The sequence below is a fragment of the Streptomyces sp. P9-2 genome (assembly GCF_051903975.1).
GTDB classification, from domain to species: Bacteria; Actinomycetota; Actinomycetes; order Streptomycetales; family Streptomycetaceae; genus Streptomyces; species Streptomyces cellulosae.
This window is the reverse complement of sequence record NZ_CP192633.1, coordinates 4735412-4749952: the sequence shown is the minus strand read 5'-3', so window position 1 is coordinate 4749952 and position 14541 is coordinate 4735412. Positions and strand designations below refer to the sequence as shown.

At 73.2% G+C, this 14541-nt stretch carries 13 protein-coding genes; 3 read left to right on the top strand and 10 right to left on the bottom strand.

Annotated elements, in window-relative coordinates; translation table 11 throughout:
- The first annotated feature begins 29 nt into the window (after positions 1–29).
- A complete protein-coding gene (locus ACQY0Z_RS21845; RefSeq protein ID WP_439812695.1) occupies positions 30–1028 on the top strand; it encodes an aldo/keto reductase in 999 nt (332 codons plus the stop codon).
- A gap of 122 nt (positions 1029–1150) precedes the next feature.
- The gene (locus tag ACQY0Z_RS21840) at positions 1151–2293 is read left to right on the top strand and encodes a PQQ-dependent sugar dehydrogenase (protein WP_381731040.1); all 1143 of its coding nucleotides are present in this window, start codon (positions 1151–1153) and stop codon (positions 2291–2293) included.
- Here ACQY0Z_RS21840 and ACQY0Z_RS21835 read toward each other — a convergent pair.
- From ACQY0Z_RS21835 to ACQY0Z_RS21805, 7 genes are all read right to left on the bottom strand, one after another.
- Positions 2286–2561 (bottom strand): DUF6191 domain-containing protein, encoded by a 276-nt coding sequence (locus tag ACQY0Z_RS21835; RefSeq protein ID WP_439812694.1) that lies wholly within the window; start codon positions 2559–2561, stop codon positions 2286–2288. The two genes, ACQY0Z_RS21840 and ACQY0Z_RS21835, sit on opposite strands and share 8 nt — an antisense overlap.
- 43 nt (positions 2562–2604) lie before the next feature.
- Positions 2605–5706: a helix-turn-helix transcriptional regulator gene (locus ACQY0Z_RS21830; RefSeq protein ID WP_189904586.1), complete on the bottom strand. Its 3102-nt coding sequence runs from the start codon at positions 5704–5706 to the stop codon at positions 2605–2607.
- Between the two features lie 149 nt (positions 5707–5855).
- Positions 5856–6035: a hypothetical protein gene (locus tag ACQY0Z_RS21825; protein WP_189904533.1), complete on the bottom strand. Its 180-nt coding sequence runs from the start codon at positions 6033–6035 to the stop codon at positions 5856–5858.
- Positions 6036–6205: 170 nt separating this feature from the next.
- Positions 6206–6793 carry a hypothetical protein gene (locus tag ACQY0Z_RS21820; RefSeq protein WP_439812693.1) on the bottom strand — a complete coding sequence of 196 codons (588 nt, stop codon included), beginning with the start codon at positions 6791–6793 and terminating at the stop codon, positions 6206–6208.
- Positions 6794–6840: 47 nt separating this feature from the next.
- Positions 6841–7410, bottom strand: a complete 570-nt coding sequence (locus tag ACQY0Z_RS21815; RefSeq protein WP_189904529.1) for a GNAT family N-acetyltransferase — start codon at positions 7408–7410, stop codon at positions 6841–6843.
- Positions 7388–9637, bottom strand: coding sequence for an MMPL family transporter (locus ACQY0Z_RS21810; protein ID WP_439812692.1), 2250 nt, complete (start codon positions 9635–9637; stop codon positions 7388–7390). The genes ACQY0Z_RS21815 and ACQY0Z_RS21810 overlap by 23 nt, the downstream gene beginning before the upstream one ends.
- A 192-nt stretch (positions 9638–9829) precedes the next feature.
- A complete protein-coding gene (locus ACQY0Z_RS21805) occupies positions 9830–10219 on the bottom strand; it encodes a hypothetical protein (RefSeq protein ID WP_254585894.1) in 390 nt (129 codons plus the stop codon).
- Positions 10220–10406: 187 nt separating this feature from the next.
- On the opposite strand from ACQY0Z_RS21805, the gene ACQY0Z_RS21800 reads away from it, so the two are divergent.
- Positions 10407–11210 (top strand): SAM-dependent methyltransferase, encoded by an 804-nt coding sequence (locus ACQY0Z_RS21800; protein WP_189904523.1) that lies wholly within the window; start codon positions 10407–10409, stop codon positions 11208–11210.
- A gap of 67 nt (positions 11211–11277) precedes the next feature.
- On the opposite strand, the gene gatB is transcribed toward ACQY0Z_RS21800, so the two are convergent.
- Genes gatB through gatA form a run of 3 tightly spaced genes read right to left on the bottom strand, consistent with a single transcriptional unit; the run spans position 11278 to position 14538 of the window.
- A complete protein-coding gene (gene gatB, locus ACQY0Z_RS21795; RefSeq protein WP_189904521.1) occupies positions 11278–12789 on the bottom strand; it encodes an Asp-tRNA(Asn)/Glu-tRNA(Gln) amidotransferase subunit GatB in 1512 nt (503 codons plus the stop codon).
- 16 nt (positions 12790–12805) lie between these two features.
- Positions 12806–13045: a hypothetical protein gene (locus ACQY0Z_RS21790; RefSeq protein WP_189904519.1), complete on the bottom strand. Its 240-nt coding sequence runs from the start codon at positions 13043–13045 to the stop codon at positions 12806–12808.
- A complete protein-coding gene (gene gatA / locus ACQY0Z_RS21785) occupies positions 13042–14538 on the bottom strand; it encodes an Asp-tRNA(Asn)/Glu-tRNA(Gln) amidotransferase subunit GatA (RefSeq protein WP_254585893.1) in 1497 nt (498 codons plus the stop codon). The genes ACQY0Z_RS21790 and gatA overlap by 4 nt, the downstream gene beginning before the upstream one ends.
- Positions 14539–14541 lie beyond the last annotated feature (3 nt).

Genomic DNA, 14541 nt, shown 5'->3' with positions numbered 1-14541 from the left:
GGGGGCCGGAGAGGGAGGGTCACGAGCAGGTGGAGCGCAGGACGATCGGCGCGGCGGCGCTCTCGGTGGGCGCGGTGGGTCTCGGATGCATGCCGATGAGCTGGGCCTACAGCACGTCCAGGCAGCGCGGCGAGGAGTCGCTGAGGGCGGTGCACCGGGCGCTGGACGCGGGCTCGTCCCTGCTCGACACCGCCGACATGTACGGCCCGTTCACCAACGAGCTGCTGCTCGGGCGGGTGTTGAAGGAGCGGCGGGCCGACGCCTTCGTGTCGACGAAGGTCGGACTGCTGGTGGGCGACCAGCACATCGTGGCCAACGGCCGCCCCGGTTACGTGAAGCGGGCCTGCGACGCGTCCCTGCGGCGGCTGCAGACCGATGTGATCGACCTCTACCAGCTGCACCGCGCCGACCCGGAGGTCCCGGTCGAGGAGACCTGGGGCGCGATGGCGGAGCTGGTGCGCGCGGGCAAGGTGCGGGCGCTGGGTCTGTGCGCGGTCGGGGCGCGCTCGTCGCGGCGGCCGGGGGCGCGACTGCACGACGCGACGATCCGGCAGCTGGAGCGGGTGCAGCAGGTGTTCCCGGTGAGCGCGGTGCAGGCGGAGCTGTCGGTGTGGTCGCCGGAGGCGCTGGAGACGCTGCTGCCCTGGTGCGAGGCGCGGGGCGTGGGCTTCCTGGCGGCGATGCCGCTGGGCAACGGCTTCCTGACCGGGACCCTGACGCCGGGCGAGGGGTTCGAGGCGGACGACCTGCGCGCCCGGCACCCGCGGTTCACGGCCGAGATGATGGCGGCGAACCAGCCGATCGTGGCGGGTCTGCGCCGGGTGGCGCGCCGGCACGGGGAGCACGTCACCCCGGCGCAGGTCGCCCTGGCCTGGGTGCTGAGCCGCGGCCGGCACGTGGTCCCGGTGCCGGGCGCCAAGCGGGAGCGCTGGGTGACGGAGAACGCGGCGGCGGCCGGGCTGCGGCTGACCGGTGAGGACCTCGCGGAGATCGCGGGCCTGCCGTCGGCCCAGGGGTCGTGGGACTGAGGTCCCGCCCCCGCGGTGCCGCGAGGTTCGGGGCCGGCGAAGCGGGAACCTGGGAGGCCCGAGCGGTGTATGACAGACAGAACCCGCCGCGTCGAAGGGACGAGATCGTGCAACGACGAGCCGTGCCGGCCGTGCTGGCCGCCGCCGCGCTCCTGCTGGCCGCCGGCTGCTCCTCCGACGACGGAGCGCCGCCGGAGAAGGACGCAGCCGCCTCCTCGGCCGCCGCGGCCCCCACCTCCCCGTCCGGGAAGGCGGAGGAGACCCCGCCCGCGAAGGGCTCGGTGTCGGTGGTCCGTACGGTGGCGACGGGGCTGGACAGTCCCTGGGGTCTGGCCCCGGTCGGGGACGGCGACCTCTTGGTGTCCTCGCGCGACGAGGCCACGATCACCCGGATCGACGGGGAGACGGGGAAGAAGACCGAGCTGGGCGAGGTGCCCGGGGTGGCGCCCGAGGGCGAGGGGGGCCTGCTGGGCATCGCCCTCTCCCCCGACTTCGCCTCGGATCACATGATCTACGCGTACTTCACCTCGGCCTCCGACAACCGCATCGTGCGGATGCTCTACAACGAGCGGAAGCCGGCGGGCGAGCAGCTCGGCGCGCCCGACACGGTGTTCCGGGGCATCCCCAAGGGCGTGATCCACAACGGCGGCCGGATCGCCTTCGGCCCGGACCGCATGCTCTACGCGGGCACGGGCGAGACCGGCGACACGGGGCTGGCCCAGGACAAGGAGTCCCTCGGCGGCAAGATCCTGCGGATGACCCCGGACGGCGAGCCGGCCCCGGGCAACCCGTTCCCCGACTCCCCCGTGTACTCGTACGGGCACCGCAATGTGCAGGGCCTGGCCTGGGACCGTGAACAGCGGCTGTTCGCGTCGGAGTTCGGGCAGCAGACCTGGGACGAGCTGAACGCCGTCGCGCCGGGCGACAACTACGGCTGGCCGGAGGCCGAGGGCCACGCGGACGAGGGCGGCTTCCACAACCCGGTCGCCCAGTGGAGCACGGACGACGCCTCGCCCAGCGGCATCGCGTACGCCGAGGGGTCCGTCTGGATGGCGGGGCTGCAGGGCGAGCGGTTGTGGCGCATACCCCTGAAGGGCACGGAGGCCTCCGCGAAGCCGCAGGCGTTCCTGGAGGGGGAGTACGGCCGGCTGCGCACGGTGGTCGCGGCGGGCGGCGACCGGCTGTGGCTGGTGACGAGCAACACGGACGGCCGGGGCGACCCGCAGCCGGAGGACGACCGGGTGCTGGAGCTGAGGGTCAGCTAGCGGGCGCCTCGGCGGAGGCGCCCGGGGTGTCGCCGGTGCCGTCGGTGGCGTCCGGGGTGCCGTCGGTGGCGTCCGGGGCGTCGTCTCCGTCCGCCTCCTCGTCCGCCGGGGCCGGGCGGCGGACGGTGACCTTCCCGGAGGCGAGGTCTATCGGCCCGCGTCCGGGGTCGGCGTCGCCGACGTCCTCACGGGTCAGCGCCAGTCGCTTCTGCTCGTCCTGGGTGTGCTTGCGCCCGGGGGAGAACAGTTCCTCGAAGGCGTTGAACATCGTTCCCCTTTCGCCGGACCCCGAGTACCGGACCGCTGGTGACCTACACCGATTGTCGCGCGGTGGCGAGATTTCCGGATCCGTCCGCGAATCCGTCCGGGAACAGGCCCAGGCGGTGGGCCACCGCCGCCGCCTCGCCGCGGCCGGAGACACCCAGCTTGGCGAGGATGTTCGACACATGGACGCTGGCCGTCTTCGGCGAGATGAACAGCTCCTCGGCGATCCGCCGGTTGGTGTGCCCGGCCGCCACCAGGCGCAGTACGTCCCGCTCCCTGCTGGTCAGGCCGAGTGCCTCGGCCGGGTCGGCGGGGGCCGGGGCCGGCTCCTCGCGCGGGGCGGGCGTCAGCGCCAGGCGTCCGCGCCGGGCCAGCAGCGCGGCGTCCCGGGCCAGCGGGGCCGCGCCCAGGTGGGAGGCGACGGCGGCGACCAGGCGCAGCAGCTCGGCGGCGCGGGCCCGCTCGTCCTCGCCCCCGCCGGCGGCCAGCAGGGCCTCGGCGAGCCGGAGGCGGACGCAGGCGAGGTCGTGGGGCCGGCCCAGAGGTTCCAGCGCGGCGACGGCCTCGGACCAGGCGGCCGGCTCGCTTCGGCCCTCGGCGCGCAGCAGTTCGGCGCGCAGCCACTGGTCATGGGCCTCCCACAGGGGCACGCCGGTGGCGAGGTTCCTCGCCGCCTGGCGGATCCGGTCGAGGACCTCGGGACGGCCCGGTTCGGTGGCGGGGTCGCCGTAGCGGTCGGCCTCGCCGGTGGTGGCCGCGAGCAGCAGGGGCCAGGCGTAGCGCTGGGTGCCGGGCGGGAAGCCCGCGTCGAGCGCGGCGAAGAGTTCGGCGCGCGCCTCCTCCGGGCGGCCCTCGGCGGCGGCGACGCGCAGGGCGACCCACTTCATCGGCAGGGCGTACTGGGGCATCGGGTCGTGGGTGCCGAAGTGGGCGCGGGCCTCGGCGAGGCAGCGGGCCGCCTCGGCGGTGTCGCCCCGCAGGTACGCGAGATGGGCCAGACGCACGGAGCCGCCGGCGCGCGGCTTGGCGCTCTGCTCGATCCGCTGGGCGCCCGCCGCGGCGCGGGCGGCGTCCTCCCAGCGCCCGACGGACAGCAGGGACTCGGCGAGGTTGCCCCACACCCAGGCCTCGGAGTCCAGCAGTCCGAGCCGCCGGGTGACCTCCACGCCCTCCTCCAGGAGCCGTACGGCGTCCTCGGAGCGGCCTATGCCCTCCAGCACGGAGGGCAGGTTGACGAAGGCCCGGGCCAGCACCATGTCGACGCCCAGTTCGGTCGCCCGCCGCTTGACCTCGTACATCTCGGCGAGCCCGGCCTCGATGTCGCCGGCGTCGACCATGAGGCCGCCGAGGGTGAGCCGGGCGTTGAGCTCGATGTCGTGCGCGCCGACCATGCGGGCGTACTCGACGGCGCGTTCCGCGTCGGCCATGGCGTCGGGGCCTGGTTCGTGCAGCATCGACCAGCCGGCGACGGCGGAGAGCACCTCGGCGTGCACCTCGGAGGGCGGCAGTCCGCGCACCAGTTCCTGGGCGGTGCCCAGTTCCTCCCAGCCGTCGCCGCGGGCGAGGGCCTGGGTGAGTCGGGAGCGCTGCACCCAGAACCAGGCGGCGCGCAGCGGGTCGGGGTCCTCGTCGAGGAGGCGCAGCGCCCGTCTGGTGAGCTTTAGGGAGCGTTCGCGTTCGCCGCAGAGACGGCCGGCGACGGCGGCCTCGGCGAGGAGGTCGAGATAGCGCAGCGGCCGGGTGGCGGTGTCGTCGTCGCAGGGGTCGCAGCCGGGCGGCGGGGGCGGGTAGGCCTCGGCCTGGTCGAGCGGCCGCAGTCCGGCGCGCACGGTGTCGGGGACCGCGTCCCACAGCTCCATCGCGCGTTCCAGCAGGCGGAGTTGCTCGGCGTAGGCGTGACGCCGGCGGGCGACGACGGAGGCGTCGAGGACGGCGGGCAGGGCCTTGGCGGCGTCGTGGGCGTGGTACCAGTAGCTGGCCAGCCGGGTGGGCCGCTCGTCGGCGGGAACCAGCGCGGGGTCGGCCTCCAGGGCCTCGGCGAAGCGGCGGTTGAGCCGGGAGCGTTCGCCGGGGAGCAGGTCGTCGCTGACGGCCTCGCGGACCAGGGAGTGCCGGAAGCGGTAGCCGTCACGGTCGGGGGCGGGCGTGAGGATGCCGGCGTTGACGGCGGCGCGCAGGGCCTCGATGAGGTCGTCCTCGCCGAGTCCGGCGACGGCGGCGAGCAGGCGGTCCTCGACGGTGGAGCCGCCCTCGGCGACGATCCGGACGACCCGCTGGGCGCTCTCCGGCAGGTTCTCCACCCTGACCAGGAGCAGGTCGCGCAGGGAGTCGGTGAGGCCGGTGCGGCAACCCTCGTCGGCGGCGACGGCGAGTTCCTCGACGAAGAAGGCGTTGCCGTCGGAGCGTTCGAAGATGTCGTCGACGCGATCGGGGTCGGGTTCGCGGGCCAGGATGCCGGCGATCTGCCGGTGCACCTCCGCACGGCTGAAGCGGCCCAGTTCGACGCGGTGGACGGTGCGCAGCCGGTCGAGTTCGGCGAGGAGGGGGCGCAGCGGGTGGCGGCGGTGGATGTCGTCGGAGCGGTAGGTGGCGAGGACGACGAGGCGGCCGGTGCGCAGGGTGCGGAAGAGATAGGCGAGCAGATGGCGGGTGGAGGCGTCGGCCCAGTGCAGGTCCTCCAGGACGAGGACGACGGTGTGCTCGGCGGCGACCCGTTCCAGCAGCCGGGCGGTGAGCTCGAAGAGGCGGGCCATGCCCTGTTCGTCGCGGCGGGCCTCGCGGGCGGCGGCGACGGCGAGTTCGGGCAGCAGCCGGGCCAGTTCCTCCTCCTGCCCGTCGGCGGCGGCCGCGAGCTGGTCGGGCAGTTCGCGGCGGAGCTGGCGCAGGGCGGTGGAGAAGGGGGCGAAGGGCAGGCCGTCGGCGCCGATCTCCACGCATCCGCCGAGGGCGACGACCCCGCCCCGGTCGCGGACGGCGGCGGCGAACTCCTCCACCAGGCGGGTCTTGCCCACCCCGGCCTCGCCGCCGACCAGCAGCGCCTGCGGTTCACCGGCGCCGGCCCGGGTGAACGCGTCGACCAGGGTGGCGAGTTCGCCGGTGCGGCCGACGAACACGGGACTCACGGACTTGGTCTCCACGCCCCCGAGCATCGCACGCGCCCACGGCGACGGCGCAGCGGTTTTCGTCTCACGGCGCATCGGCACGGCGCTCCCCTCCCTCTGACCCCTGGCGCCGGCGGTGTGCGCGGCGACGACGGGGCGGCGGCCGCTTCCCCGCGGCCGCCGCCCCTGGACGGTGCTCATGCGGTCCGGGCGAACCAGGACCGGCGCCGGGTATGGCTCTCGGGCTCGGCGCCGCGTGCGGCGGTTCCCCGACGGGCGGCGCGGCGGACCCGTACCGCCTCGCGGGCCCGGCGCTCCGCCTCGGCGCGGCGGACCAGCTCGTCGTGGCGGAGCCGGTGCAGCTCGAACTCGAACATCGTGGATTCCCCCTCGGATCCGGTGTCGGCATCGCGTTCTGCGATGCCTCCACCTTCGTCTCCAAGGCGGGCGGGCCGCATCGGGAGAGTTCCGTATCTTCGCGGGCGGTGACGCCTTAGAAGTCGAGCGCCTTACGGAGCCGGCACCTAAGAGGGTGCCTAGGACCTCCTCAGGAGGCCGCGGGCGGGCCCAGCAGCACACCCGTGTACTTGAGCACCGCGAGCAGCAGTCCGATCACCCCGAGGGTGACGCCGGCCCAGGCGACGGACTTGATCCACGGGGTCTGCACGGCGCGGCCGGGCGCTCCGAACGCGGGCCGGACCAGGACGACCACGCCGGTGATCAGCGCGACGAGGGCGAACAGACCGCCCCACAGGGCGGTGGTGTCCCACGCGTCGCCGTAGACCTCCTTGATCTGGGTGGCGACGCTCGCGTCGGCGGCGGTGCGCAGCTGGCCCACCAGGGTCTCGCGGGCGGCGGCCACGGTGCCGGGCCAGCCGCCGGTGAGGGAGACCAGGCCGAGCGCCGCGGAGACGACCGCCGCCGCGCCCTGTCCGGCCCCGGAGGATGCCGCGGCCGGCCCGGTTTCCTTCTCGGCGGCGGCTTCCCCATCAGCCGCGGGCGCTTCCTCGTGCCGGGCGACGGCCTCTTCCGGCCGCTCCTCCGTCCGCGCCGCCGTCTGCTCGTCGGGGTCCACGGCGGTCGCGGTCGTGGTCGCGGTTCCGGTTTCGGTCTCGTCCTCAGTCTTCTCAGCCATGTCCCGCACCGTACGGAGACCGTCTGAGATTCCGCTTAACGCCCGGATCAGCGGTCTTCGGGCTGGGTGGCGCGGGCGCGCCACTCGGGGGCGAGCAGGGACCAGACCTCCAGGTCGTGCCGTACGCCGTTGTGGAGGTTGGCCTCGCGGCGTACGCCGTCGCGGGTCATGCCGAGCCGGCGGGCGACGGCGACGCTGGCGGCGTTGCCTGACGCGGCGACCCATTCGACGCGGTGGATGCCGCGCTCCTCGACGGCCCAGTCGATCAGCACGCGCATGGCGCGGGTGACCAGCCCGTGCCCGGTGCCGGCGGGCTCCAGCCAGCAGCCCAGTTCGCAGGTGCCGGCCGCCGCGTCGAAGTTCAGGGTGAGGACCCCGCCGACCAGCGTGCCGTCGAGCCACAGCCCGTGCACCCAGGCCGTGTCGGCGGCGCGCAGGTCGGCGTACCGCTGGAGCGCCGCCCGCGCGCTGTCCAGGTCGGTGGCATTGGAGCCGAAGGGGACGAAGCGGTTGATGAACGCGCGGCCCCGGTCCAGGTGGGCGAGGAACTCCTCTGCGTGCCAGATCTCCAGGGGGCGCATCTCGGCGCCGTCGTCACCCAGTCGTATCGCGTACATCCCGCTGCCGCTCCTCCTCCGCGAGCACGTCCGCGACCTCGGCGTCCGTGACGGCGGCCAGCCTCTCATGGGCGGCACGGCACTCGGGCGGCTCGATGCTGATCCGGGGCAGGATCCGGTCCAGCCACTTCGGGAGCCACCAGTTGGCGCCGCCGAGGAGGTGCATCAGCGCGGGCACGAGCAGGGTGCGCAGCACGAAGGCGTCGAGGGCGACGGCCGCGGCGAGGGCGATGCCGAACATGGCGATCACTCGGTCGCCGCTGAGCACGAAGGCGAGGAAGACCGAGATCATGATGACGGCGGCGGAGTTGATCACGCGGCTGGTCTCGGCGAGGCCCACGCGCACGGCCCGCCGGTTGTCGCCGGTCTCCAGCCATTCCTCGTACATCCGGCTCACCAGGAAGACCTGGTAGTCCATGGACAGGCCGAAGAGCACCGACACCATGATCACGGGCAGGAAGGGTTCGATGGGGCCCGCGCTGCCGAGGCCGAGCAGGTCGCTCCCCCAGCCCCACTGGAAGATCATGACGACCACGCCGAACGCGCCGGCGACCGCGGCCACGTTCATCGCGGCGGCCTTCAGCGGGATGCCGATGGAGCGGAAGGCGAGGAGCAGCAGCAGACAGCCCAGGCCGATCACGACCCCGACGAACAGGGGCAGCTTCTCGACGATGACGGAGGCGAAGTCGTCGTAGCCGGCGGTCACGCCGCCGACGTGCACGTCGAGCGAGGTGCCCGACTCGGCGCGCGGCAGCACGTCCTCACGCAGCCGGTCCACCAGGTCGCTGGTCTGCTTCGACTGCGGGGACGACTCCGGTACGACGGTGAGGAAGGCGGTGTCGCCGCCCTGGTTGTAGGTCACCGGGGACACCGAGGCGACGTCCTCGGTGGTGCGCAGCGTGGAGCCCAGGTTGTCCAGGGCGAGCTTGTCCTGGGCGCCGTCGACCTCGGTGACGAGGGTGAGCGGGCCGTTCACGCCGGGCCCGAAGCCGTCGGCGATCAGGTCGTAGGCCTGGCGGGTGGTGGAGGTCTTCGGGTCGTTGCCCTGGTCGGAGGTGCCCAGGTGGAGCGAGAAGGTGGGCAGCGCGAGGACGGCCATCACGACGACGGCGACCGCGCCGAGCAGTTTGGGGTGGCGCTCCACGAACGCCGACCAGCGGGCGGCGAACCCGGTGGGCATCTCCGGTTCCGGCCCGTGCTCGGCGAGGCGGCGCCGCTCGCGGCGGCTGAGGGCGCGGGTGCCGATCAGCGACAGCAGGGCGGGCAGCAGGGTGACGGAGGCGGCGACGGTGAGCACCACGGTGAGCGAGGCGGCCACGGCGACGCCGTTGAGGAAGTTCAGGCGCAGGATCAGCATGCCCAGCAGGGCTATGCAGACGGTCGCGCCCGCGAACACGACCGCCCGGCCGGTGGTGGCGACGGCATTGGTCGCGGCCTCAGTGACGCTCAGGCCGCGTTTCAGTCCGCGCCGGTGCCGGGTGACGATGAACAGCGCGTAGTCGATGCCCACGCCCAGCCCGATCAGCAGGCCGAGCATCGGCGCGAAGTCCGCCACGGTCATCACATGGCCGAGCAGCACGATGCCCGCGTAGGCGGTGCCCACGCTCACCAGCGCGGTGGCGATGGGCAGCAGGGAGGCGGCGAGGGACCCGAAGGCGAGGAACAGCACGACGGCGGCGACGGCCACGCCGACGATCTCGGCGGTGTGCCCGCCGGACGACTCGCTCAGCTCGACGGCGCTGCCGCCCAGTTCGACGGCCAGCCCGTCGGTCTCGGCGGCCTTCGCCGTCTTGACCACGGCCTCGGCCTCACCGCTGGTGATGTCCTTGCCGGAGTGCTCGAAGGTCACGGTGGCGTACGCGGTACGGCCGTCGGCGCTGATGCGTCCGGCGCCGCCCTCGTCGCCGTACGGGCCGGTCACGGAAGCGACGCCGGGCAGGTCCTCGAGCCGGTCGAGGGTGCGGGTCATGGTCTGCTCGACGCCGCTGTCCCGGACGGTGCCGGAGGTCGTGTGCCAGACCACGCTGTCGCTGTCGCCCCCCAGCGAGGGGAAACCTTCCTTCAGCAGTTCGGTGGCGCGCCCCGATTCGGTGCCGGGCACCTTGTAGTCGTTCGAGTAGGCGGAGCCGGCGACGAAGGCGCCCGCCGCGATCCCGACCAGGGCGAGGAGCCACAGCAGAACGGTGACCAGACGGCGCTGAACGCACCAACGTGCTAGGGCTGCCACAGGCGTGCTCCCGGTATGGCTCGGGGTGGATCTTCGAGCGGACAACGGCGGCGAAAGGCCGGTCGGTCCGCAAAGAACGCATGAGCAATGCCCTGCCACTGTTACAGGCGAAAATGATCGTTTGTCGCCTTCGTGGACTAACTCACATTTCTTCTCCGCTGCCGGTCACAGGGGGTTCGCGGGCCGCTCGTCTCAGTCGAACTGGTCGCCCAGCGCCATGATCATGACCCCCGCGACGGCGGCCCACAGCGACCTGCGGGTGCGTCCGCGCGCGCCCAGCACCGACGCGAGAGCACAGACGGCCGCCCCGCAGGCGTAGGCGACGGGGACGAGGGCCGGGGCGGTGCCGGAGGCGCGGAGCAGCGCGGCGGCCGTTCCGGCGAGGGCGAGCACGGCGCCGGTGCCGACGGCGGCCCAGCGGGCACGGCGGGCCTGTTCGGCGAGGAGGTCTTCGTCCTCGGCTTCGGGGAGGTCCTCAGGAAGGCCTTCGGGGGCGTCCTCCACGGTCTCCGGGGCGTCCCCCTCCCGCTCCGGGGAGGTCTGAGTGTCCGGGGGCAGGTCGGAGTCAGGGCGTCCACTCATGGCGCCGGAGCGTAGCGCCTCACCTCAGGAAACCTGGATGCGGGTCCACCCCGACGGCTGTTAGCGTCCGTCGGTCCGACACTCCGCGGCAGTGCGCCGCCGGCCGAAGCAGGTGCTTTGATGCTTGTCCGTCCGACCTCCGACGCGACCCCTTCCCCCTTCACGGCCTCAAGGAGCCCGTTCACCGATGTCGGACATCACACCGAACACCCCGCACGACGACCTCGCTAGCCGGCTGACCCTGCCCCGCTACCCCCGCAGCGCCGCCTACGATCCGCAGTGGGCCGTCGACAACCAGATGGGCCCGCACGCGCTGTGGCTGCTGGAGTGGCTGGCCCCCGCCCTCGGCCTGGACACCCTGCGCCCCGGCGCCCGGGTGCTCGACCTGGGCTGCGGCCGCGCCATGACGTCGGTCTTCCTCGCCCGGGAGTACGACCTCCAGGTCACCGCCGCCGACCTGTGGATCGCACCGGACGAGAACGCCCGCCGGATCGCCGAGGCGGGCGTCGCCGACCGCGTCCAGCCCGTCCTGGCGGAGGCGCACGACCTGCCCTTCGGGGAGGGGACGTTCGACGCGATCGTCTCCGTGGACGCGTACCAGTACTTCGGCACCGACGACCTGTACCTGCCGACGCTGACCCGGCTGCTGAGGCCGGGCGGGCGGATCGGGGTCGTCGTCCCGTCCCTGGCCGAGGAGGTCGAGGGCAGCGAACCGCCGGAGCATCTGCGGCCCTTCTGGGAGCCCGCGTTCTGGTGCTTCCACAGCCCCGCCTGGTGGCGCCGCCACTGGACGCGCAGCGGGGCGGTGGACGTCCTGGCGGCCGACCGGCTGGAGGACGGCTGGCGGGAGTGGCTGCTGTGGAGCGAGGTCGTCGCCGAGCACCACACCGACGCGTTCCACCGGCGGATGGGCCGGGAGAACGCGCGGCTGGTGCGCGCCGACCAGGGCCGCACGCTGGGCTTCACCCGCGTGGTGGGCCGCCGCCGCTGACCCGGCCGGACACACGGGAAGGGGGCGCACCCGTCGGGTGCGCCCCCTTCCCTCGTGCCGTACGGGCTCAGCCCTCGACGCCGAGCTTCTGAAGGATCAGCTCCTTCACCCGGGCCGCGTCCGCCTGGCCGCGCGTGGCCTTCATGACCGCGCCGACCAGCGCGCCGGCCGCGGCGACCTTGCCGCCGCGGATCTTGTCCGCGACGGCCGGGTTGCCGGCGATCGCCTCGTCGACGGCGGCGGTGAGCGCGCCCTCGTCGGAGACGACCTTCAGACCGCGCTTCTCGACGACCTCGTCCGGGGTGCCCTCACCGGCGAGGACGCCCTCGATGACCTGGCGGGCCAGCTTGTCGTTCAGGTCGCCCTTGGCCACCAGCTCGGTGACGCGGGCCACCTGCGCCGGGGTGATCGCCAGCTCGTCCAGCGCCTTGCCGGACTCGTTGGCGCTGCGGGCCAGCTCGCCCATCCACCACTTGCGGGCGGAGGCCGCGTCGGCGCCGGCGTCGATCGTCGCGACGATCAGGTCCAGCGCACCGGCGTTGAGGATGGCCTGCATGTCGGTGGCGGAGATACCCCACTCCTCGCGGAGCCGGTTGCGGCGCACCAGCGGCAGCTCGGGCAGGCCCGCGCGCAGCTCCTCGACCCACTCGCGGGCCGGGGCGACCGGCACCAGGTCCGGCTCGGGGAAGTAGCGGTAGTCCTCGGCCTCCTCCTTCACACGGCCCGAGGTCGTGGACCCCGTGTCCTCGTGGAAGTGCCGGGTCTCCTGCACGATCGTGCCGCCGGACGACAGCACGGCCGCGTGGCGCTGGATCTCGAAGCGGGCGGCGCGCTCGACGGAGCGCAGCGAGTTGACGTTCTTCGTCTCGCTGCGGGTGCCGAACGTGTCGGCGCCCTTCGGCATCAGCGACAGGTTGACGTCGCAGCGCATCTGGCCCATCTCCATGCGGGCCTCGGACACGCCGAGCGCACGGATCAGCTCGCGCAGCTCACGGACGTACGCCTTCGCCACCTCGGGGGCGCGCTCGCCGGCGCCCACGATCGGCTTGGTGACGATCTCGATGAGCGGGATGCCGGCGCGGTTGTAGTCCAGCAGGGAGTGGGACGCGCCGTGGATACGGCCGGTGGCGCCGCCGACGTGCGTCGACTTGCCGGTGTCCTCCTCCATGTGGGCGCGCTCGATCTCCACGCGGAAGACCTCGCCGTCCTCCAGTTGCACGTCGAGGTAGCCGTCGAAGGCGATGGGCTCGTCGTACTGGGAGGTCTGGAAGTTCTTCGGCATGTCCGGATAGAAGTAGTTCTTCCGGGCGAAGCGGCACCACTCGGCGATCTCGCAGTTCAGCGCGAGGCCGATCTTGATCGCGGACTCGACGCCGGTCGCGTTGACGACCGGGAGCGCGCCGGGCAGGCCGAGGCAGACCGGGCAGGTCTGGGTGTTCGGGTCGGCGCCGAGCGCGGTCGAGCAGCCGCAGAACATCTTGGTCTTGGTGCCGAGTTCGACATGGACCTCAAGGCCCATGACGGGGTCGTACGACGCGAGTGCGTCCTCGTACGACACCAGGTCGGTCGTGGTGGTCACGGTGAAAACTTCCCTCTCAGCCCAGCAGGACGTCGTCGTCGCCCAGCCGCTTCAGCTCGCGGTAGAGGATGGCGAGGCCGGTGACGATCGCGGCGGCGGACACGGTGGCGTCGATCAGGACCAGGGTGTCCTTCTCCGCGCGCGCCTTCCTCAGCCGCTTGGCGACGCCGACCGCGCCGAACGCGGTGGCGGCCATGGACAGGTACGTACCGGACCGGGACTTCTTGAAGCCCTTGGCCTTGGTCAGTGCACTCACAGCGACGGAGCCTCCTCGAGCAGCGGGTGGCCCCACTTTTCCACGAAGGCGGCCTCGACGGCGGCACCCACCTTGTAGAGGCGGTCGTCCTTCATGACCGGGGCGATGATCTGCAGCCCGACCGGCAGGTTGTCCTCCGGCGCGAGGCCGCAGGGCAGCGACATGGCGGCGTTGCCCGCCAGGTTGGTCGGGATGGTGCACAGGTCCGCGAGGTACATCGCCATCGGGTCGTCGGCGCGCTCGCCGATCGGGAAGGCGGTGGTCGGGGTCGTCGGGGAGACGATCACGTCGACCTGCTCGAAGGCCTTGTCGAAGTCCCGCTTGATGAGCGTGCGGACCTTCTGGGCGCTGCCGTAGTACGCGTCGTAGTAGCCGGAGCTGAGCGCGTACGTGCCGAGCATGATGCGGCGCTTGACCTCGTCGCCGAAGCCGGCCTCGCGGGTCAGCGAGGTGACCTCCTCGGCGGAGTGCGTGCCGTCGTCGCCGACGCGCACGCCGTAGCGCAGGCCGTCGAAGCGGGCGAGGTTGGAGGAGCACTCGGAGGGCGCGATCAGGTAGTACGCGGAGAGCGCCAGGTCGAAGGACGGGCAGTCCAGCTCGACGATCTCGGCGCCCAGCTCCTTGAGGAGCTCGACCGACTCGTCGAAGCGCTGGACGACGCCGGCCTGGTAGCCCTCGCCGCGGAACTGCTTGACGACGCCGACGCGCATGCCCTGGACGCTGCCGTTGCGGGCGGCCTCCACCACCGGCGGGACCGGCTCGTCGATGGAGGTGGAGTCCATCGGGTCGTGCCCGGCGATCACCTCGTGCAGCAGGGCCGCGTCCAGGACCGTGCGGGCGCAGGGGCCGCCCTGGTCGAGGGAGGAGGAGAACGCCACCATGCCGTACCGGGACACCGCGCCGTACGTCGGCTTCACGCCGACCGTGCCGGTGACGGCGGCCGGCTGGCGGATGGAGCCGCCGGTGTCGGTGCCGATGGCGAGCGGCGCCATGTGCGCGGCGAGCGCGGCGGAGGAGCCGCCGCCGGAGCCGCCGGGGATGCGGGTGAGGTCCCACGGGTTGCCGGTCGGGCCGTAGGCGCTGTTCTCGGTGGAGGACCCCATGGCGAACTCGTCCATGTTGGTCTTGCCGAGGATGACCACGTCGGCGGCCTTGAGTCGCTTGGTGAGCGTCGCGTCGTACGGCGGGATCCAGCCCTCGAGGATCTTGGAGCCGACGGTGGTCGGGATGCCCTCGGTGGTGAAGATGTCCTTCAGCGCGAGAGGCACGCCGGCGAGCGGGCCGAGCTTCTCGCCGCGCTCGCGCTTGGCGTCGACGGCGCGGGCCTGCGCGAGGGCGCCCTCACGGTCGACGTGCAGGAAGGCGTGCACCTTCTCGTCGACGGCCTCGATCCGGGCCAGGTGGGCCTCGGTGACCTCGACCGCGGTGAGCTCGCCGGAGGCGATCTTCGCTGCGGTCTCGGCCGCGGTGAGCTTGATGATGTGATCGCTCATGGC

What these genes read in the sequence shown, in the direction of transcription:
- ACQY0Z_RS21835 (WP_439812694.1), bottom strand. Translation starts at nt 2,561, where the DNA reads ATGTTCAACGCCTTCGAGGAACTGTTCTCCCCCGGGCGCAAGCACACC.
- ACQY0Z_RS21830 (WP_189904586.1), bottom strand. Translation starts at nt 5,706, where the DNA reads ATGCTCGGGGGCGTGGAGACCAAGTCCGTGAGTCCCGTGTTCGTCGGC.
- ACQY0Z_RS21825 (WP_189904533.1), bottom strand. Translation starts at nt 6,035, where the DNA reads ATGTTCGAGTTCGAGCTGCACCGGCTCCGCCACGACGAGCTGGTCCGC.
- ACQY0Z_RS21820 (WP_439812693.1), bottom strand. Translation starts at nt 6,793, where the DNA reads ATGGCTGAGAAGACTGAGGACGAGACCGAAACCGGAACCGCGACCACG.
- ACQY0Z_RS21815 (WP_189904529.1), bottom strand. Translation starts at nt 7,410, where the DNA reads ATGTACGCGATACGACTGGGTGACGACGGCGCCGAGATGCGCCCCCTG.
- ACQY0Z_RS21805 (WP_254585894.1), bottom strand. Translation starts at nt 10,219, where the DNA reads ATGAGTGGACGCCCTGACTCCGACCTGCCCCCGGACACTCAGACCTCC.
- ACQY0Z_RS21800 (WP_189904523.1), top strand. Translation starts at nt 10,407, where the DNA reads ATGTCGGACATCACACCGAACACCCCGCACGACGACCTCGCTAGCCGG.
- gatA (WP_254585893.1), bottom strand. Translation starts at nt 14,538, where the DNA reads ATGAGCGATCACATCATCAAGCTCACCGCGGCCGAGACCGCAGCGAAG.